This window comes from Sphingomonas sp. PEI4, assembly GCF_056679955.1.
The window spans coordinates 2985900-3005061 of the sequence record NZ_CM155258.1 but is presented as its reverse complement, the minus strand read 5'-3'; the positions used below and the strand labels follow the sequence as shown (position 1 = coordinate 3005061).

Annotated in this window: 19 protein-coding genes; 10 read left to right on the top strand and 9 right to left on the bottom strand. The window is 67.2% G+C overall.

The features are described 5' to 3' along the window. Positions 1–248: 248 nt before the first annotated feature. The 4 genes from gyrB to AC1MLZ_RS13840 all read right to left on the bottom strand — a co-directional run bounded on the left by gyrB (position 249) and on the right by AC1MLZ_RS13840 (position 6222). Positions 249–2783, bottom strand: coding sequence for a DNA topoisomerase (ATP-hydrolyzing) subunit B (gyrB, locus tag AC1MLZ_RS13855; protein ID WP_480958981.1), 2535 nt, complete (start codon positions 2781–2783; stop codon positions 249–251). A gap of 515 nt (positions 2784–3298) precedes the next feature. Next, complete coding sequence (locus tag AC1MLZ_RS13850; RefSeq protein WP_480958980.1) at positions 3299–4096, bottom strand: OmpA family protein; 798 nt, start codon at positions 4094–4096, stop codon at positions 3299–3301. Between the two features lie 84 nt (positions 4097–4180). Beyond that, positions 4181–5377: a DNA replication/repair protein RecF gene (locus tag AC1MLZ_RS13845; protein ID WP_480958979.1), complete on the bottom strand. Its 1197-nt coding sequence runs from the start codon at positions 5375–5377 to the stop codon at positions 4181–4183. Between the two features lie 44 nt (positions 5378–5421). Further along, positions 5422–6222 (bottom strand): Coq4 family protein, encoded by an 801-nt coding sequence (locus AC1MLZ_RS13840; protein ID WP_480958978.1) that lies wholly within the window; start codon positions 6220–6222, stop codon positions 5422–5424. 204 nt (positions 6223–6426) lie between these two features. Here AC1MLZ_RS13840 and AC1MLZ_RS13835 point away from each other — a divergent pair, with 204 nt between their 5' ends. Continuing rightward, entirely contained in the window at positions 6427–7548 is a 1122-nt protein-coding gene (locus AC1MLZ_RS13835; RefSeq protein ID WP_480958977.1) for a serine hydrolase, read from the top strand. Between the two features lie 12 nt (positions 7549–7560). Here the strand turns inward: AC1MLZ_RS13835 and dnaN are convergent, their stop codons facing one another. Together dnaN and AC1MLZ_RS13825 are read right to left on the bottom strand one after the other, a co-directional pair. After that, entirely contained in the window at positions 7561–8679 is a 1119-nt protein-coding gene (dnaN, locus tag AC1MLZ_RS13830; protein ID WP_128455772.1) for a DNA polymerase III subunit beta, read from the bottom strand. Positions 8680–8822: 143 nt separating this feature from the next. After that, a complete protein-coding gene (locus AC1MLZ_RS13825) occupies positions 8823–9476 on the bottom strand; it encodes an outer membrane protein (protein ID WP_480958976.1) in 654 nt (217 codons plus the stop codon). A gap of 154 nt (positions 9477–9630) precedes the next feature. Here AC1MLZ_RS13825 and AC1MLZ_RS13820 point away from each other — a divergent pair, with 154 nt between their 5' ends. From AC1MLZ_RS13820 to AC1MLZ_RS13805, 4 genes are all read left to right on the top strand, one after another. Beyond that, a complete protein-coding gene (locus tag AC1MLZ_RS13820; RefSeq protein ID WP_480958975.1) occupies positions 9631–10314 on the top strand; it encodes a histidine phosphatase family protein in 684 nt (227 codons plus the stop codon). After that, positions 10311–10784 (top strand): invasion associated locus B family protein, encoded by a 474-nt coding sequence (locus AC1MLZ_RS13815; RefSeq protein WP_480958974.1) that lies wholly within the window; start codon positions 10311–10313, stop codon positions 10782–10784. Before AC1MLZ_RS13820 ends, AC1MLZ_RS13815 begins: the two co-directional genes overlap by 4 nt. Before the next feature lie 245 nt (positions 10785–11029). After that, the gene (rlmN, locus tag AC1MLZ_RS13810) at positions 11030–12235 is read left to right on the top strand and encodes a dual-specificity RNA methyltransferase RlmN (RefSeq protein WP_480958973.1); all 1206 of its coding nucleotides are present in this window, start codon (positions 11030–11032) and stop codon (positions 12233–12235) included. After that, complete coding sequence (locus AC1MLZ_RS13805; protein WP_480958972.1) at positions 12228–12986, top strand: sulfite exporter TauE/SafE family protein; 759 nt, start codon at positions 12228–12230, stop codon at positions 12984–12986. The genes rlmN and AC1MLZ_RS13805 overlap by 8 nt, the downstream gene beginning before the upstream one ends. Here the strand turns inward: AC1MLZ_RS13805 and AC1MLZ_RS13800 are convergent. Both AC1MLZ_RS13800 and AC1MLZ_RS13795 read right to left on the bottom strand, forming a co-directional pair. Next, positions 12983–14521: an ABC transporter permease/substrate-binding protein gene (locus tag AC1MLZ_RS13800; RefSeq protein WP_480958971.1), complete on the bottom strand. Its 1539-nt coding sequence runs from the start codon at positions 14519–14521 to the stop codon at positions 12983–12985. The two genes, AC1MLZ_RS13805 and AC1MLZ_RS13800, sit on opposite strands and share 4 nt — an antisense overlap. Further along, the gene (locus tag AC1MLZ_RS13795) at positions 14518–15291 is read right to left on the bottom strand and encodes an ATP-binding cassette domain-containing protein (RefSeq protein WP_480958970.1); all 774 of its coding nucleotides are present in this window, start codon (positions 15289–15291) and stop codon (positions 14518–14520) included. Before AC1MLZ_RS13795 ends, AC1MLZ_RS13800 begins: the two co-directional genes overlap by 4 nt. 48 nt (positions 15292–15339) lie before the next feature. On the opposite strand from AC1MLZ_RS13795, the gene AC1MLZ_RS13790 reads away from it, so the two are divergent. Continuing rightward, a complete protein-coding gene (locus AC1MLZ_RS13790; protein WP_480958969.1) occupies positions 15340–16131 on the top strand; it encodes an SDR family oxidoreductase in 792 nt (263 codons plus the stop codon). 42 nt (positions 16132–16173) lie between these two features. Here AC1MLZ_RS13790 and AC1MLZ_RS13785 read toward each other — a convergent pair whose 3' ends face one another. Then, positions 16174–16470 (bottom strand): 4a-hydroxytetrahydrobiopterin dehydratase, encoded by a 297-nt coding sequence (locus tag AC1MLZ_RS13785; RefSeq protein ID WP_056019031.1) that lies wholly within the window; start codon positions 16468–16470, stop codon positions 16174–16176. Between the two features lie 36 nt (positions 16471–16506). On the opposite strand from AC1MLZ_RS13785, the gene AC1MLZ_RS13780 reads away from it, so the two are divergent. From AC1MLZ_RS13780 to AC1MLZ_RS13765, 4 genes are all read left to right on the top strand, one after another. Next, positions 16507–16953, top strand: coding sequence for a metallopeptidase family protein (locus AC1MLZ_RS13780; RefSeq protein WP_480958968.1), 447 nt, complete (start codon positions 16507–16509; stop codon positions 16951–16953). 41 nt (positions 16954–16994) lie between these two features. Further along, the gene (gene ccmA, locus AC1MLZ_RS13775) at positions 16995–17522 is read left to right on the top strand and encodes a heme ABC exporter ATP-binding protein CcmA (RefSeq protein ID WP_480961560.1); all 528 of its coding nucleotides are present in this window, start codon (positions 16995–16997) and stop codon (positions 17520–17522) included. After that, positions 17519–18160: a heme exporter protein CcmB gene (locus AC1MLZ_RS13770; protein WP_480958967.1), complete on the top strand. Its 642-nt coding sequence runs from the start codon at positions 17519–17521 to the stop codon at positions 18158–18160. Before ccmA ends, AC1MLZ_RS13770 begins: the two co-directional genes overlap by 4 nt. A gap of 203 nt (positions 18161–18363) precedes the next feature. Then, on the top strand, positions 18364–19152 hold the full coding sequence (locus AC1MLZ_RS13765; RefSeq protein WP_480958966.1) for an MOSC domain-containing protein: 789 nt from the start codon (positions 18364–18366) through the stop codon (positions 19150–19152). Positions 19153–19162: the final 10 nt, after the last annotated feature.

Below are 19162 nucleotides of genomic sequence, written 5' to 3'. Positions count from 1 at the left end.
CGAAAGTCAGGATCCAGTGTGACGGGCGTCGACGTTCCTGCCTCTAGATCCTGACTTTCGTCAGGATTACGGGGCTGGAAAGTTACGCGCTTTCCACCAAGCTTGCAGGCAGTATCGAGCTTAACGATGCACTGCCGCTGATCGGCTAGCGCTCGACTAGCTGACCACGCCTTGCCCATCGCAACCTGCTCGAGCTTCCGCCACCCCGCGCGCGGACCGCCTTCCGACGGTCCGCGCTGGAGCCGCACTCAGACGTCGAGGTTGGCGACGTTGAGCGCGTTGTCCTGGATGAACTCACGGCGGGGTTCGACGACTTCGCCCATCAGCTGGGTGAAGATCTCGTTCGCGCTTTCGGCGTTGAGCGCGGTTACGCGGAGCATCGAGCGGACCGACGGATCGAGCGTGGTTTCCCAGAGCTGTTCCGCGTTCATCTCGCCGAGACCCTTGTAGCGCTGGATCGCTAGACCCTTGCGCCCTGCCGTCAGGATCGCGTCGAGCAGGTGGCTCGGGCGCGAGACCTGCGTCGAGCCGCGTGCGGCGACGACCATGACCGAGCCGATCACGCCGCTGCCGGCTGCTTCGGCACCGTCTTCGGCCTCTGGCTCTTCGGCCTGCGATGCCCTGCTTGCAGGCACGAGGTTGGAGGTTTGCGCGTAGCTGTCGGCCTGCTCGCCCGACAATGCGTGCAGCTTGCGCGCTTCGGCCGACACCAGGAAGCTGGCCTCGATGATGTGGTGGTCGGTGACGCCGCGCCATGCGCGCTGGAAGTGGATGCCGCCCTCTTCGGTCAACACCGCGGTCCAGCGGGCATCGCCGTCGTCGAGTTCGAGACGGTGCGTGACGGTCTGCAAACGCGACGTACGATCCTCGACCGACGCTTCCGGATCGAAGACGCCGCCGAGCGCGAGCGCCTCGATCATGCCGGCGTCGTAACGCTTGGGAACGTAGCGCATCAGCGTCCGCATCCGGCGCGCGTGATCGACCAGATCCTTCAGGTCACGACCCGAACGACCGCCGCCGGGGCCGTCGAGCACCATCGTATTGACGCCGGCATCGACCAGATACTCGTCGAGCGCCGCGTCGTCCTTGAGATACACTTCGGACCGGCCCTTGGTCGCTTTGTAGAGCGGCGGCTGGGCGATGTAGAGGTAACCGCCCTCGATGATCTTGGGCATGTGCCGATAGAACAGCGTCAGCAACAGCGTGCGGATGTGCGCGCCATCGACGTCTGCGTCGGTCATGATGACGATCTTGTGGTAGCGCAGCTTGTCCGCGTTGAAGTCGTCGCGGATGCCGGTGCCCATCGCGGTGATGAGCGTGCCGATCTCGCGGCTCGACAGCATCCGGTCTTCGCGGGCGCGCTCGGTGTTCAGGATCTTGCCGCGCAGGGGGAGGATCGCCTGGAAATGGCGGTCGCGGCCCTGCTTTGCCGAGCCGCCCGCCGAGTCACCCTCGACCAGGAACAGCTCGGATTTGGCGGGATCGCGCTCCTGGCAGTCGGCGAGCTTGCCGGGCAGCGAGGCGATGTCCATCACGCCCTTGCGACGCGTCAGTTCGCGGGCGCGCTTGGCGGCTTCGCGCGCGGCGGCGGCGTCGATGATCTTGGCGACGATCGCCTTGCCGTGTGCCGGGTTTTCCTCGAGCCACTCGGCCATCTTGTCGGCCATGAGCGACTCGAGCGGCTGGCGGACTTCGGACGAGACGAGCTTGTCCTTGGTCTGGCTGCTGAACTTGGGATCGGGCAGCTTGACCGAGACGATCGCGGTCAGGCCTTCGCGCATGTCCTCGCCGGTGAGCTGGACCTTTTCCTTCTTCAACATGCCGGATTTCTCGGCGTAATTGTTGAGGGTACGCGTCAGTGCGGCGCGGAACGCGGCCATGTGCGTGCCGCCGTCGCGCTGCGGGATGTTGTTCGTGAAGGCGAGGACGTTCTCGTAATACGAGTCGTTCCACTGGAGCGCGACGTCCATCGTGACGTCGTCGCGCGTACCCGTGATCGCGACCGGCTCGGGCATCAACGGCACCTTGGCGCGATCGAGATACTTCACGAATGCGGCGATCCCACCTTCGTAATAGAGCTCGACGGTCTTCTGCTCTTCGCTGCGGGCGTCGGTCAGGAACAGGCGGACGCCGGAGTTCAGGAACGCGAGCTCACGATAGCGATGTTCGAGCTTGTCGAAGTCGAAATCGATGATCTTGAACGTCGCGGGCGACGGCAGGAAGGTCACGCGCGTGCCCTTTTGCCCCTCCGTCGCGGTGCCGACGATTTTCAGCGGGGCGACCGCGTCACCGTATGCGAAGCGCATGTAATGCTCCTCGCCGTTGCGCCAGATCGTCAGGTCCAGCCATTCGCTGAGCGCGTTGACGACCGAGACGCCGACGCCGTGCAGGCCGCCCGAGACCTTGTACGCGTTCTCGTCGTTGGTGTTCTCGAACTTACCGCCGGCGTGGAGCTGGGTCATGATGACCTCGGCTGCGGACACGCCTTCCTCGGTGTGGATTCCGGTGGGGATGCCGCGGCCGTTGTCGGTGACGGAGACCGAACCGTTGGCGTTCAGGACGATGTCGATCCGGTCGCAATGCCCGGCGAGCGCCTCGTCGATCGCGTTGTCGCTGACCTCGAACACCATGTGGTGGAGGCCCGAACCGTCGTCGGTATCGCCGATGTACATGCCGGGGCGTTTGCGCACTGCGTCGAGGCCCTTGAGGACCTTGATCGAGTCGGCGCCGTAGTCGCCCATGTTCGGAAGATTGGGATTATTGGATTCAGGGTTGGATGCCATGACAAGTATATAGGCATTGGAGGGCCGAAACGGAAGCGAAATGGCCGGGCGCGTGGTGGGCGTGGGGAGCGAAGTGCACGAAGTTCACAGTCTGGAAGCGTTTTGGCGCGGGTGTGCACTTCGGTTTTCTGGCGCATCGGTTTTGGAGGGGATTTTTGGTCGCCATGTGGGGGAGGTGGCAGGGTCGGGCCGTGTAGGACAGCGGCTCCGTGATCCCTTACGATAGGTACACCTCCCCGGTGGAGGCCGGGGCCCAGGTGGAAAGGTTCAGGTGACGCGGCGGCGCTTCGTTGGCAACGTCTCCCGACTGGGCCCCGGCCTTCGCCGGGGAGGTGGCCGACTATCGGCGTGCTGGTCAAGGTCCCTCTCCCCGTGGGGAGAGGGAAGGAGGAGCGTAGGCGACGGGAGGGTGAGGGGGAGTTGGGATGCGCTCCCTAGCCTCACTCCCCCTCACCCTTCCCACCGCAAGTGCGGCGGGCCCCTTCCCTCTCCCCGAGGGGAGAGGGAGTCTCGCCTCAGAAGCGGTCGGCGCGCTGGCCGAGCAACGTAACCTCGACACGGCGATTGAGGCGCATCCCCGCCGGCGTCGCGTTGGTCGCGACCGGCTGGCGCTCGCCGTGGCCGACCACGCTGAACCGCGCGCGCACCACGTCCATGTCGTCGAACGCCTGCCGGACGCTGGCCGCGCGACGCTCGGACAGGTCCTGGTTGTGGGCGTCGGTGCCGCGCGAATCCGTGTAGCCGTCGATCGACACGCGGACGCCCGGGTTGCCCCGCAGATAGCGCGCGAGCGGGCGCAGTTTCTCGATCGCGCCGGGGCGCAGCACGTCGCTGTCGGTGCGGAACAGCACATCCTCCTGCAGCGTCAGCGTCGCGCCACGCGGGGTCTGGCGGAAGTGATAGTCGCGCATCGCGCCGCGGTCCCAGGTCGTGGTGGTCTCGACCACCGTCGTGCCGCCGCGGTCGCCGCGATAGCCACGCGGATCGCGGCCATAGGCGTCCCAGTCGAACCGGTCGCGGCGGGGCCCCGCGATGCGCGCGAATTCCAGGTTGGCGTCGTCGGCCTCCTGGCGGTTGATCCGGCCATCGCCGTTCGCGTCGAAGTTCGGCATCACGAACGCGCGACCACGTGGCGTATCGCGGAGTTCGGGGAACAGGATCGGGACGCCCGCGCCTTCCAGCCGGTAACCGGGCCGCGCAGAGGGCGGGTTGCTCATGTCGTAGCGCGCGCCCTCGCGGCCTTGCGCCAGCGCCGGTGCGGGCGTGGTTGCGATCATCAGCATGCCAAAGGCCGCGCGTGCAAAATTCTTCATCGTCTGTCTCCGTCGCCCCCGCGATGAACCGGGTTTTGCCGGCGCCCGGTTGAACGCCCGGTGACCCTGGCCGACAGCGTTCGTTCAGCCAGCCGAACGCTCAACCGCGATGCGCGTCGCCCGCGTATCGATCGCGTCGAACAGTGCATCCTCGGTGCCGGTCATCCACACCTGCCCGCGGCCCGCCAGCCGTGCGAACAGCGCCGCGCGACGGGTGGGGTCGAGATGGGCCGCGACCTCGTCGAGAAGGAGCACGGGGGGCTGGCCGGTCCGTTCGGCGACGAGGTCGGCATGGGCGAGGACGATGCCGAGCAGGAGCGCCTTCTGCTCGCCGGTCGAGGCGAGCGACGCCGCACGCTCCTTGTCGAGATGCGTCACGATCAGGTCGACCCGGTGCGGGCCGACGAGCGTGCGTCCGGCGGCGGCATCGCGGCCGCGGCCCTGGGCGAGGTCGGTTTGCAAACGAGTTGTGTCGCCGCTCCAGCCTTCGAGCGTCAGGCCGGCGCGGGGGAACGGGCTGTCGTCCTGGTGCGCGAGCCGCGTGCCGAGCAGGGCCACGGTCTCGCGCCGGGCGGCATCGACGGCGGCGCCGTGCTCGGCCATCTGTGCTTCGAGCGCGGAAAGCCAGTCGCCGTCGGGGCGCCCCTCGTCGGCGAGCAGGCGATTACGCGCGCGCATTGCCGCATCGTAGCGGGCGGCGTGGTGCGCGTGGGCCGGGGCGAGGGCGAGCGTGAGGCGGTCGAGGAAGCCGCGCCGCTCGCCGGCGGGGGCGACGAACAGGCGGTCCATCGCCGGGGTGAGCCAGAGGATCGTCAGCCACTCGGCCAGCGCGTTGGCGGTGGTGGTGGCGCCTTGGATGCGGACGATGCGGCGTTCCGGGGCCGAGGCTAGCGTGCCGGTTGCGACCTCGACTTCGGCTTTAGCGTGTATCTGTAGTTGTGCTTCTAACTCCCCTTCCGCTTGCGGGAGGGGTCGGGGGAGGGGTGCGTTTTCCTCGGGAGCGGACGCCGGTACGTACGTCGCGCCCTCCCCTAACCCCTCCCGCGAGCGGGAGGGGGAAAGTGTTGCCGCGACACCGAAGCCACCCGGCCCGCCCTGCCGCGCCATCTCGCCGAGCGCTGCCCTTCGCAGCCCGCGGCCGGGCGCGAGTAGCGACACCGCTTCGAGGATATTGGTCTTCCCCGCACCGTTCTCGCCCGTCAGCACGACGAACCCTGGCCCGGGCATCAGCGTCAGGTCAGCGTGATTGCGGAATTCGGTGAGGACGAGGCGCGACAGCATCGCACTGCCCTTAGCGGCAATCTTCGCCTCGTGTCAGCCTTCGCTCAGGCGGCAATGCGCTCGGGAGCGATCTCGGGCGAAGCCTCGGCCTTCTGCGTGCTGAGATACGAGGCGAGGGCGGGGCCGAGCGCGCGCTGCGCGTGCCGGTAGACGACCGGCGTCGCGATCCCGAGCCGCGCGCGTGCGCCGTCGAGCGGTTCGTGCAGCAGCGTCAGATAATCCTCGCCCGACACCCACTTCGCCCTGCGCCCGTTGCGATAGCCCTCCCATACTGCCTTCGCGAACAGCGTGCTGCCGGTGACGCGGAAACTCTTCAGCGCCGCGGCCGAGCCGATCAGCGCCCAGCCGAGCCCGCCGACCTGCGCATAGCTGAACGCGACGAGTGCCGCCTCGCCCATGCTCTCGTCCGCCTTATAGCCGGTCAGCACGTGCCAGATATCGTGCGTGTCGCGCACCCGCCGGCCGAACCACGCGTAAGGATGCGCCAGGTCGTCCTCGCTCGGCACGAGGCGCGAGACCTCGACCAGCCCGTCCGCGGAATAGCCCGTCGTCTCCAGGAAATTGCGATACGCCGCCCCGACCGTGCCGGGCGCGAAGCTCGCGACGAACGCGGGGTCGGAAAAACGCTGCGCCAGTTCGACTCGGTCATAGGCGATCCGCCCGCCCTGCTCGGTGGCGATCAACCGCGCGTAGTTCATCGGCGCGTTGCCGACGTTCAGTGCGCGCATGATCCGGAACACCTGAGTCGTGTCGTCGCCGTTCGCGAGCAACTTCTTGATCGCATCGAACGCCGTACGCCAATCGCGACGACCGGTCGTACCGGGAAACGGAGGAAGCTTCGCCATCGAGTCGGCTCCTTACTGACATCGCTGTCAATACGACTCGGCAGCGATGGCGTCAAGCGTGGCGCGCGGATGGAGCATTCCGGAACAGGGCTGCTGCATACGATGATCCCGGCGTCGGACGGGACGAGGCGACCGCGAGGAGGTGGCGCCCAAAGCCGCGGGCGCCGTATGAGAAGGGAACCGTGCGAGAATGAAATATTGCGAATGTTATCGAGGAACCGGGCTGCGATCGTGGCGCTCGGCGTAAGTGCCTGCATGGCCGGGTGTGTTCCCGCAGGCGCTCCGCCCCGTCGGCAGATCGCCGTGCAACGCGCGCCAGTCGTGGGGCAACCGCAGGCACCGCGCTTGTCGGTATCGTCGTCGATCGCCCGACCTGGCCCCCGGCCCGGACGGCGTAGCGACCAGCCACCCGCCGACCTGCTCAACGCGCTGCAGGCGCTCGGCTCGCGGTTTGCGGGGCGGGTCGGGATCGCGATCCGCGATGTCGATGACGGCTGGGTGGTCGGCTATAATGCCGACACGCTCCTGCCGCAGCAAAGCGTCAGCAAGCTGTGGGTGGCGATCGCGGTGATGGACGCGGTCGACCGCGGCACGCTGTCGCTCGGCGCGCCGGTGACCGTTCGCCGTTCGGACCTGACGCTGTTCCATCAGCCGATCCGGCCGCTCGTCGGCAAGGACGGGTACCGGACGACGGTCGGGGCGCTCCTCAGGGGCGCGATGACGCGCAGCGACAATACCGCCAACGACGTGCTGCTGTGGAAGGTCGGCGGGCCCGCTGCGATCCGCCGGATGCTGGCGCGAAAGGGCATTGCCGGGGTCGGCTTCGGTCCCGGCGAGCGCGTGCTGCAGGCGAAGACCGCGGGACTCGAGTGGCAGTCGGCCTGGGTCGGCGGCTGGGGGTTCCTTCAGGCGCGGGCGAAGATGACGTTCGAGGCGCGCGACCGGGCGTTGAACCGCTATCTCGCCGCGCCGTACGACGGTGCATCGGCGAACGGCATCACGCTGGGTCTCGCCCTGCTGCAGCGGGGGACGTTGCTGAGCAACGCCTCCACCGTGCACCTGCTGACGCTGATGCGCGCCAGCAAGACGGGACCGCTCCGGCTGAAATCGGGGCTGCGTCCCGGCTGGACCTTCGCGCACAAAACCGGGACCGGTCAGGATCTCGGCACGCTGTCGACCGGTTATAACGACGTCGGGCTGCTCCGATCGCCGGACGGGCATACTTATTCCGTCGCGGTGATGATCGGCAGTACGCGACTGCCGATCCCTGCGCGGATGCGGTTGATGGGCGATGTGACGCGCGCGCTTATCCGAACGCTGGACTAGCGCGCCCGCGAATCACACCCGCATCGGCATCAGTACGTACAGCGCCGGCGACTTGTCGTTCTCGCGGATCAGCGTCGGGGCGGCCGCGTCGGCCAGATGCACCTCGACCATATCGCCGTCGATCTGCGCGAGGATGTCCATCAGATAGCGGCTGTTGAAGCCAATCTCGAACGGGAGCGCGACGTACTCGCCGGGGACTTCCTCCGCCGCGGTGCCGTTCTCGGGCGAGGTGACCGACAGCGTGATCTTGTCGCGGTCGAGCGCCATCTTCACCGCGCGCGTCTTCTCCGTCGCGATCGTGGAGACGCGATCGACGCCTTCCATGAAGCTCTTCGGGTCGATCTTGAGGATCTTGTCGTTGCCGGTCGGGATCACGCGGCTGTAGTCCGGGAAGGTGCCGTCGATCAGCTTCGAGGTCAGGATCGCCTGGCCGAGGTCGAAGCGGATCTTGGTCGGCGACAGCGACACGCCGACCGAACCATCAACCTCGTCGAGCAGTTTGCGCAACTCGCCGATGCATTTGCGCGGCACGATCACGTCGGGCATCGATTCGGCACCCTCGGGACGCGGCAGCGTGACGCGGGCGAGACGGTGGCCGTCGGTAGCCGCAGCCTTCAACACCGGCGTCGAGCTGTCGCCATCCGCCACGTGCAGGAAAATGCCGTTGAGATAATAACGCGTCTCTTCGGTCGAGATCGCGAATCGCGTCTTGTCGATGATCTGCTTGAGCGTTTCGGCGGGCAGTTCGAACTGGGTCGGCAGCTCGCCTTCCGCGATCACCGGAAAATCGTCGCGCGGCAGCGTGCCCAGCGAGAAGCGGGCGCGGCCTGCGACGATGCTCATCCGGCCCTCCGACGCGGCGAGCTGGACCTGCGAGCCTTCCGGCAGTTTCCGCGCGATGTCGAACAGCGTGTGCGCGGACACCGTGGTCGCCCCGGGCTGGTCGACCGCGGCTGCGATCGATTCGTTGATCTGGAGATCAAGGTCGGTGGCCATCAGCTTGAGCGTGCCCTCGGCGGTCGCCTCGATCAGCACGTTCGACAGGATGGGGATGGTGTTGCGCCGCTCCACCACGGACTGGACATGGCTCAGCCCCTTGAGGAGCGTTGCGCGTTCGATCGTCGCCTTCATCGTAATTCCCCCCGCCACCGCAGCCAGAATCGGGGCTGGGGGCAATCCGCAGATGGCTTACCCAACAACAAAGGGTCGGAGCAAGCGCCCCGACCCTTCTTTGATCACGGTAAACGTCGGGTTAAACCCGCGCGCCGTTTCGATCAGAAGCGGAAGCCGTAGCTGGCGACCACCTGATGGCGATCCGTGTCGACGTCGAATCGGCCGCTGGTGCCGCCGGTCGCATAGTCGATGTTGCTACGCTCGTAGTTCGAATAGCGATATTCGAGCTTGGCATAGGTGTTCGGGCTCATCGCGTGCTCGGCACCCGCACCGACGCGCCAGCCGTCGAGGTTGAACTTGGTGTCGGTCGTCTGGCTGGTGTCGCCGGCGAGAACCTTCAGCTTCGAATTGGTGTAGCCACCCTTGACGTACAGCATCGTCGTCGGCGCGACGACGTAACCGACGCGACCGCCGACATAGATGTCACGGCCCTGCTTGACGCGACCGAAACCGAAATCGCTGGTATAGTCGTAGCGATCGCTCTTCGCGGTCGATCCGGTTAGTTCGGCTTCGGCGCCGAGCACCAGGCCGCCGCCGGTCGCGATGTCGTAGCCGATGCCGCCACCGAAGAGCAGGCCGTCGATCTTCTGGTCGTCGCGTCCGTTGTTGTTGGACACGCTGCTGCCGGCGCCGGTGTGATCATAGCCGAGCGTACCCTCGATGCGGGGGCCGGTGAAGGTCGGGTCGGTCTGCGCGAAGGCGGGTGCTGCAACCGCGGTGGTGGCGAGCAGCGAGACGGCGATAAGCTTACGCATTGGGATACTCCATAATGTCTTCGTCACACCCCTGCCACGACGGGCAAACGCGGGATGGATGGCTCCAATGGACCAGTCGCTGCAGCGTTGCATGAACCTCAGATAAACACGGAAATCCGTTGCTTTTGCGCCACAGGGGGTTGAAACGCCGGCTATGATTCCAAGCCATCGACAAGATGAAGCGGACGCCCCTCCCACTGACATCCCGTCCCCGCGGAAGGGCCGCGATTTCGTCGCACGGCACGGCGAAACCGTGTTCAATGCGGCGCACCGGTTGCAGGGCGATGCGCCGCATACGCCGCTGACGCGCGCCGGCTTCGCGCAGGCGGACGAGCTTGGGCGCGCGTTGCGCGCGTTGCTGGGGGTGAAGCCGGCGTTGACCTTGTGGGCGTCGCCGACGGGCCGCGCATTGCAGACGCTAGCGGTGATCTGCGAGCATCTGGCGCTGGACTGGCACGACGCGCGGACCGATGCCCGGTTGGTCGAGATCGACATGGGATCATGGGGCGGACGCTATTATGCCGATCTGGCGGCGGAGGTCGGGTCGATCGTCCTGCCCGGCGGGATCCTGAAACGGCCTGCAGACGGCGAGACGTATCCGGAGATTGCAGCCCGCGTCGGCGGGTGGCTAGCGGATACCGCGGAGGATGCGGGGGACCGACTCGTGATCATGCACGGGATCTCGAGCCGCGTGATGCTGGGGGTGATGACGGGCGCGCCGGCCGATCCCGTGCTCGGCGCACCGATCGCGCAGGGGTTGCCTCAGGGGTCGGTCACGCTGGTGGAGAACGGCCGCGCGACCGTGCCGCATCTCGGCACCGGTTTCGCGCCGACGTGAGGTTTGCCCTCCCGCTATTGCTGGCCATCACCGCCCCGGCGGCGGCGCGCGACACGATCGGCATCTACAAGCGTTGGGGCGCGTTTCGCGACGCGAGCCCCGACCGGTGTTTCGCGATCGCACGACCGGTGATGGCGGGGGGGCGGTCGACGGGTTTTGCCAGCGTCGCGACCTGGCCCAAGCGCGGCTTGCGTGCCTCGCTGTATGTGCGGCTGAGTCGCGAGCGCGATCGGTCGGCGGGGGTGACGCTGACGGTCGGCGAGCGGCGATTCGGATTGGTGGCGAATGGTCTGGATGCCTGGGCGAGCGATGCGCCTAGCGACCGGGCGATCGTCGCGGCGTTGCGATCGGGGCGGAGCATGAGTGTGGAAGCGGTCGGTGTCGGGGGGCGGCCGTTTGTTGATGTGTATGCGTTGTCGGGCGCGGCGACGGCGATCGATGCGGCTGTGTTGGCGTGTAGCGGGGGGTAGACCAGCACTTACCGTCTTCCGCGTCCAACGACTCTCCCGGACGAGCCCTTCCGATCCTCCCCCGCCAGGGGGAGGTGTCGCCGCAGGTGACGGAGGGGGAGGATACGAAACAGGGGTTACCGCTTTCCGCCCCCTCCGTCAGGCTGTGCCTGCCACCTCCCCCTAGCGGGGGAGGATCGTAAGGGTGTCCCAACCACTTCCGCCAGCCAGTAGAAAAATCACGAAAATTCCGCTAAGGGCCGCCTATGCAGACCGCCGCGAACCTCATGCCTATTCCCGGGCACATCGATCCCGTGCCCGTTCCCCGCAGCTTCGTGCCGCGCAGCGATGGGCGGATTGACCTGCTCGGGCTGTCGCTCGCCGATCTGCGGATGGCGTTGGAGACGTCGCAGCTCGAGGAGCGGCAGGCCAAGCTGCGCGCCAAGCAATTGTGGCACTGGATCTACAATCGTGGCGCGACCGAGTTTTCGGCGATGACCGATATCTCGAAGACGATGCACCCGTGGCTGGAGCAGCGCTTCGTGATCAGCCGGCCCAACGTGGTCGAGGCACAGGTTTCCACCGACGGGACGCGGAAATGGCTGCTGCGGTCGGACGATGCGCAGGATTACGAGATGGTGTTCATCCCCGACGCGGACCGCGGCACGCTGTGCGTATCGAGCCAGGTCGGCTGCACGCTGAACTGCACCTTCTGCCACACCGGCACGATGCGGTTGGTGCGCAACCTGACGCCCGCCGAGATCGTCGGCCAGGTGATGCTCGCGCGCGATTCGCTGGGCGAATGGCCCAGCCAGCCCGAGGGCCGCATGCTCACCAACATCGTGATGATGGGCATGGGCGAGCCGCTGTATAATTTCGAGAATGTCCGCGACGCGTTGAAGCTGGTGATGGACGGCGCGGGGCTTGCGCTGAGCCGTCGGCGGATCACGCTGTCGACCTCGGGCGTGGTGCCGATGATGGCGCGCGCGGGGGCCGAGATCGGTGTGAACCTCGCCGTGTCGCTGCACGCGGTGACGAAGGAAGTGCGCGACGAGATCGTGCCGCTCAACCGGAAGTACGGCATCGAAGAATTGTTGCAGGCCTGCGCGGATTATCCCGGCACCAACAACGCGCGGCGGATCACGTTCGAGTACGTGATGCTGAAGGACAAGAACGATTCCGACGACGACGCGCGCGAACTCGTGCGGTTGCTGCGGAAATACGAGCTGCCGGCGAAGGTGAACCTCATTCCGTTCAACCCATGGCCGGGCGCAGCATACGAGTGTTCGACGCCCGAGCGGATCAAGTCGTTCTCCAGCATCGTGTTCGGCGCAGGGATCTCGGCGCCGGTGCGCACCCCGCGCGGGCGTGACATCGATGCGGCGTGTGGGCAGTTGAAGACCGCGTCAGAGAAGAAGAGCCGGGCGCAACTCGATCGTGAGGCTGCTGTCGAGTCCGACGCTTTTGCTTGAGTGGAGTGCGGTCGCACTGGCGGCAGGGGCAGGCGTTCTCGGCGGTGCGATGAATGCGTTGGCGGGCGGGGGCAGCTTCGCGACGATGCCGGCGCTGATCGGGCTCGGCGTGCCCTCGACCTTCGCCAACGCGACCAGCAACGTCTCGCTACAGCCGGGCGCGATGGCGAGCGCGTGGGCGTATCGGCATGGGCTCCAGCCGATCTCCGGCGTCAGCATGAAGACGATGGCGGGGATCACCTTCGTCGGTGGGCTGGTGGGCAGCCTGTTGCTGGTCGCCACGTCCGCGCGCGCGTTCGACCTGATCGTGCCGTGGCTGTTGTTGTTCGCGACGCTGGCGATCGCGTTCGGGACGCGCGCGTCGCTGTGGCTCAGGTCGCGTGTCGAGATCGGGCCGAAGTCGCTGGTCGCGGTGCAGGCTTTGCTCGGGATCTATGGCGGCTATTTCGGGGGCGGCGTCGGGCTGATGCTGACCGCCGCGTGGGGACTGCTGTCGGGTGCGACGCCCGCGACGCTCGCACCGCCGCGGACGCTGATGCTTGCGGTTGCGAACCTTGCCGCGACGATCATCTTCATCGCGACCGGGATGGTGGTGTGGGCGCTGTGCGTGCCGATGTTGGTGGGCGGCATCGTCGGCGGGCATTTCGGCGCGAAACTGGGCCTGCTGCTGTCGCCGCGCGTGATCCGGGTGTGGACGCTGCTGGTGACGATCGCGACGACGATCGTGTTCTTCTACCGCGCCTATTCCTAAAGCCCGGTCTTCGCGGCGAGCCATTTCGCCGCGGACTCGGGCGTCTCCTTGTCGGTATCGCGATCGACCCGGTAGTTCGCGGCGCGCATCGCCTCGACCGGGATGCGCCCGACCATCGGCTTCAGCGCGGCGAGGAACTTCGCGTCCTCTGCCCGCTTCGGCGCGACCATCAGGATCGCGTCGTAGCCGGGTATCGCACGACGGGGGTCGGTGAGCACGGTCAGGCCGTCGGCGGCGATCCGGCCATCGGACGAGAAGGCGGAAATGACGTCGACATTGCCGCTCTCCAGCGCGCGGTACATGAAGGTCGGGCTGTACGGCGTCGTCTTGGCGAAGCGGAGCGGATAGGCGCGCTTTACCGCGGCCCATTCGGGACGTTCGAGGAATTCGAGGTCGCTGCCGAGCGTCATGCCGGGCGCGGCCTTCACCAAGTCGTCCAAGCTGGCGATGCCCTTGGCCTTGGCTGCGTCGCCCTTCATCGCGAAGGCATAGGCGTTTTCGAACCCGAGCGAACCGATCAGGCCGACGCGATGCTCGCGCCTGGCCCAATCGCCGATCGCGGCGACCATCGCCGGGCGTTCGGGGACGTCGTTGCGCTTCATCTCGTTCGCCCAGATCGTCCCGGCGTAATCGACATAGACGTCGATATCCCCGCCGGAGAGCGCACCGAAGACTACCGCGGAGCCCAGCCCATCACGGTATTCGATGGTATAGCCGGCATGTTCAAGCCGATCGCCGATCAGCCGCGCGAGGATATATTGCTCGGAAAAGTTCTTCGCGCCCACCACCACGGTGCGGTCCACGCCACCCTTGGGCCACAGCGGTAGGGTCGCCGCCGCAGTTCCCAAGACCAGCACCACTGCGCTCGCGATCCACAACCAGCGGCGGCGCGAGCGGATGCCGTATTCGATTCCGCCGATCAGCGCGTCGACCGCCAGCGCGAGGGCCGCCGCCGAGACGCAACCGGCAAGCACCAGCGCCCAGTTCTGCGTCTGCAACCCGGCGAAGATCATGTCGCCAAGGCTCGGCTGGCCGACCGTCGTCGATAGTGTCGCGGCACCGATCGTCCAGACGGCTGCGGTACGGATGCCGGCGATCAGCACGGGCGCGACCAGCGGAGCCTCGACCAGACGCAGTTTCTGCGCGGGCGTCATGCCGACCGCGTCTGCCGCCTGGATCACCGCGGGGTCGATGCCGTGCAGCCCCGCCACCGCATTCCGCAGGATCGGCAGCAGGGCGTACAGCGTCAGCGCGATCAGCGACGGGAGGAAGCCGAGCGCGGGGATGCCGCCGCCGACCAGCGCGGAGAGGCTGAGCAACAACGGATAGAACAACGCGAGCAGGGCGAGGCTGGGGATCGTCTGGACGAGGCTCGCAAAGCCTAGCGACACGCGCGCCACGGTCGCGTTGCGGGCCGACCAGATGCCGAGCGGCAGGCTGATCGCGATGCCGAGCAGCAACGCCGCCGCGGAGAGCAGGACGTGGTTGGCGAGCAGCGGCGGCACGCGGCCGAGCGCGTCGAGGAACGTGCTCACGCGACCAGCGCCTGCAAACGTTCGGCCTGCGCGCGCGGTACCTGCACCAGCGCCTGCGCGTCTTCGCCGCCCTTGCCCGCGATGAGTTCGGCGGGCGTGGCGTCGGCGACTATGCGCCCAGCCTTCATCACCAGGACACGGTCGGCGAGCAACAATGCCTCGGCCATGTCGTGCGTCACAAGGATGGTGGTCAGCCCAAGCCGGTCGTGCAGTTCGCGAATCCGCGTGCCGAGCGCGTCGCGCGTGACGGGGTCGAGCGCGCCGAACGCCTCGTCCAGCAGCAGCAGTTTCGCGCCGGGTGCGAGCGCGCGCGCGATGCCGACGCGCTGGCGTTGACCGCCGGATAGCGCATCGGGCATCCGGCCGGCGATGTCGCGGGGTAAGTCGACGAGGTCGAGCAGTTCGCCGACCTTTGCCTCCTCCCGGCGCCCGGCGATGCGCAGGCCAATCGCGATGTTCTCGGCGATCGTCATGTGCGGGAACAGGCCGATGTTCTGGAAGACGTAGCCGATCCGGCGGCGCAGTTCGGGGGCGGGCTCGGCAGCGACGTCGGCACCGTCGATCGTCACGCGGCCTTCGCTCGGCTCGACCAGTCGGTTGAGCGTCTTCAGCAGCGTCGACTTGCCCGAACCGGACGTGCCGACGAGCGCGACGAAACTGCCGCGCGCGATCTCCAGCGAGACCGCGTCGACGGCGATCGTCGCGCCCCCAGCACTGGGGTACCGCTTGGTGACGCGTTCGAAAACGAGCGCTGGGGAATTGTCTGGCATCTGTGCGCAGGATGCGGGAAACATACCGGAAAATCAAATGGAGAGGGTATGAGCCAGCAGGGCATTTTCATCACCGGCGGCGGATCGGGGATCGGCCGCGCCACCGCGATATTGTTCGCGCGGAAAGGCTGGCGGGTCGGGCTCGCCGACGTCAACGTCGCGGGACTTGCCGAGACCGCCGCGCTGCTGCCCGCCGGCATGGTCAGCACCTATCAGATGGACGTGCGCGACCGCGATGCTTGGGTGGCCTCGCTCGATGCGTTCGTTGGGACGACCGGCGGGCGGCTCGACGTGCTGTTCAACAATGCCGGGATCGGGTCGGGTGGACCGCTCGCGGAGACCGATTTCGCCGAGATCGACCGGGTGATTGCGATCAATCTCGTTGGCGCGCTGAACGGGGCGCGGATCGGGCATGCGTATCTGAAGCGGACGCCGGGATCGTGCCTGCTCAACACCGCCTCGGCGTCGGCGATCTATGGCACGGCGGGGCTTGCGCCGTATTCGGCGACCAAGTTCGGGGTGCGCGCGATCACCGAGGCGCTCGATGGCGAATGGGCGGCGGACGGCATCAAGGTGCGCTCGATCGTGCCGAGCTTCATCGACACGCCGCTGCTCGATTCCGCCGCGGGGGGCAGTAACCGCTCGATACGCGAAACGGTAACGGGCGCGGGGCTCGAACTCACCGGGGTCGACAAGGTGGCGGAGGCTGCCTGGGCCGCCGTGCATGGCGACAAGGTCCACACTTTTGTGGGGAAGACCGCGCACCGCATGGCGTTCGCCGCGCGGTGGATGCCGGGTGCGCTGCGCAAGCGGATGCGGCGGGATATGCGGAAGAGCTGACCCGTTTTTTCTCCTCCCCCCGGCGGGGAGAATTTCCGAGGCTCAGGCGTCGCCGACGATGGCGTCGATCGCTTCGGCCATTTCGATGTCGCGCGGCGAGAGGCCGCCGGCGTCGTGCGTGGTCAGCAGGATTTCTACCCTGTTCCAGACGTTCTTCCACTCCGGATGGTGGTTCGCGCGCTCGGCGATCAGCGCGACCTGAGTCATGAAGCCGAACGCCTCGACGAAATCGGCGAACACGATCGTCCGCGTGATCGCGTCGCGCGCATCGTCGTAATCCCACTCGTCGAGGCCATCGAGGGCCTCGGCCCGCTCGGTCTCGTTCAGCGCTTCGATCATTCGCGTGTCCCTTGCCGCCATCGTTTGCCAACGCGTATGGCTGGCAGGATGAGCGGGCAAGCGACAATGCACGAGGGGGACAGGGGCGAAGCGCCCGGCGCCGATGCGATCGAGGCGATCGCGCGGGCGACTATCGCCAAGCTGCCGGCGCAGTTCGCGGAGCATCTCGGCGACATCGTCTTTGCGGTGGAGGAGTTTGCCGACGACGAGACGCTCGCCGCACTGGGCCTCGAACACCCGCTTGACCTGTCGGGCCTGTATCACGGCCGCCCGCTCGGCGAGAAATCGTCGATGGACTCGGGCGCGATGCCCGACCGCATCGTGCTGTACCGCCGTGCGATCCTGGAGGAATGGATCGAGACCGAGGTCCGCCTCGACGACCTCGTCGCGCATGTGACGATCCACGAGATCGGCCATCATTTCGGCCTCAGCGACGACGACATGCACGCGCTGGAAGATACCGCAGAAGATCGGACCACGTGAGCCTTCGCTTTCGTGACGTCGCGTGCGTGCGGGGCGGGCGGATGCTGTTCTCGGGCGTGTCGTTCGACCTGCAGTCTGGCGATGCGGCGATCGTCGCCGGCCCCAATGGCGTCGGGAAATCCAGCCTCATCCGCATCGCTGCGGGCCTGCTCGCACCGTTCGAAGGTAGTGTGGCGTGCGACGCGGCGCAGGCGTTGCTGACCGAAGCGAGCGCGCTCGACCCCGACCGCACGTTGATCGCGGCGCTCCGTTTCTGGGCCACGTTGGATAATGCACCCACCCCCGATACCCGGATCGGACTAGCGCTGTCCGCACTCGATCTCGCCGCGCTTGCGGACGTTCCCGTCCGCCTGCTGTCCACCGGGCAACGCCGCCGCGCTTCGATCGCGCGCGTTGCCGCCAGCGGGGCGCCGGTGTGGCTGCTCGACGAACCCGCCAACGGGCTCGACACGGTTTCGATCGCCCGACTGGAAACGCTGATCGCGGAGCACCGCGCCACCGGCGGCATCGCGCTGGTTGCCACGCACCTGCCGCTGGCGATTTCCGGTGCGCAGGAGATCGCGTTGTGATCGCGCTCATTCGTCGCGATCTCCGCCGTAGCGTGTCGAGTGGCGGCGCGACGCTGGTGGTCGCGTTCTTCCTGCTGGTCGCCACGCTGTTCCCGTTTGCGATCGGCCCCGATGCGGCGTTGCTCGAGCGGATCGGCGGCGGGGTGATCTGGACTGCGGCGCTGCTTGCGGCACTGCTGCCGGTGGAGCGACTGATCGGACCCGACCTCGACGCCGGCATCTTCGATCAGTTCGCGGTGCGCGGCTTGTCGATGACGGCGGTGGCAATGGCGAAGACGATCGCACACTGGCTCGGCTTCGGCCCGCCGTTGATGCTCGCCGCGGTGATCGCCGCCGGCCTGCTCAACCTGTCGGGCGACACGCTGCTTCGCGTCGAGATCGGCCTGCTGATCGGTACGCCCGGCCTCGCCGCGCTCGCGGTCGCGACGAGCGCGCTGGTCGCGGGCGTACGTGGTGGCGGGGCGGTGACGGGCCTCGTCATGCTGCCGCTTGCGGTGCCGTTGCTGATCTTCGGTGCCGGATCGCTCGACCCGGCCGGCGGCGCTGGCGCGGTGAAGCTGCTCGCCGCGGTCAGCCTCGTGCTCGTCGCGGGCGCACCGTTTCTGGCGGCCGCCGCAATCCGCGCGGCACTGGACTAGCGGATAGGCGGCCACTCTACTCGTCGCGCACGACGTTCAGACCCATCGATCCGGGGCGAGCAGCGCAGAAATACCACGAATGCGGTCGGCTGGATTTCTCGACGGTGGCCAACGCCTGCATAGTGCACACCCTTGCATGCTACGCACGCGGAACCTGATAGACCCTGCCGATGATAGCCGCGTCAAACCTGTTTCGTTATCCCGTGAAAAGCTTGGGTGGGCATGCGCTGGAGCATGCAGACCTCGAAGCACGGGGCATCGCCGGTGACCGTCGCTGGATGCTGGTCGACGACGCGGACCGGTTCATCACACGCCGCCAAGTGCCGGACATGGCCCGCATCGCCGTCTCGGTCGAGGGCAGCCGGATCCTGTTCCATCAGGCCGAACTAGGGACATGCGAAGCCGCTATCCCCGACGACGGCGTTGCAGGCGTTGCCGCGACGGTGTGGCGCGATAGGGTCATGGTCCGCTTCGGCAACCCCGAGGCCGATGCGTTTCTGAGCGAGGCGCTCGGCCGTTCGGTGCGGCTGGCCTATCAACATGACGAGAGCGTTCGGGCGATTCATCCGGGCTGGTCCTCGCCCGGCGAACAAGTGAGCCTCGCCGACGGATTTCCGCTGCTCGTCACCACCGAGGCGTCGCTCGCCGCGCTGAACGATCGGCTGGCGAACGGCGTGACGATGGCGCGGTTCCGGCCCAATATCGTCATCACCGGCGCAGAACCCTGGGCGGAGGATCGCTGGCGCCGTATCCGGATCGGCGGGACGATCCTGCGGATCGCACGGCCCTGTTCGCGGTGCATCATCGTCACGCAGCAGCCGCTGACCGGAGAACGGCTCGACGGCTACGAACCGCTGGCGACGCTGCGCGCGATGGGTCACGCCAATGCGGGCGGCATCATGTTCGGCCAGAACGCGGTGCCCGAGCAGATCGGCACGATCGCGGTGGGCGACAGTGTCGAAGTGCTCGAACAGGGCGACAGCAATCCTTGATTGCGCCGCG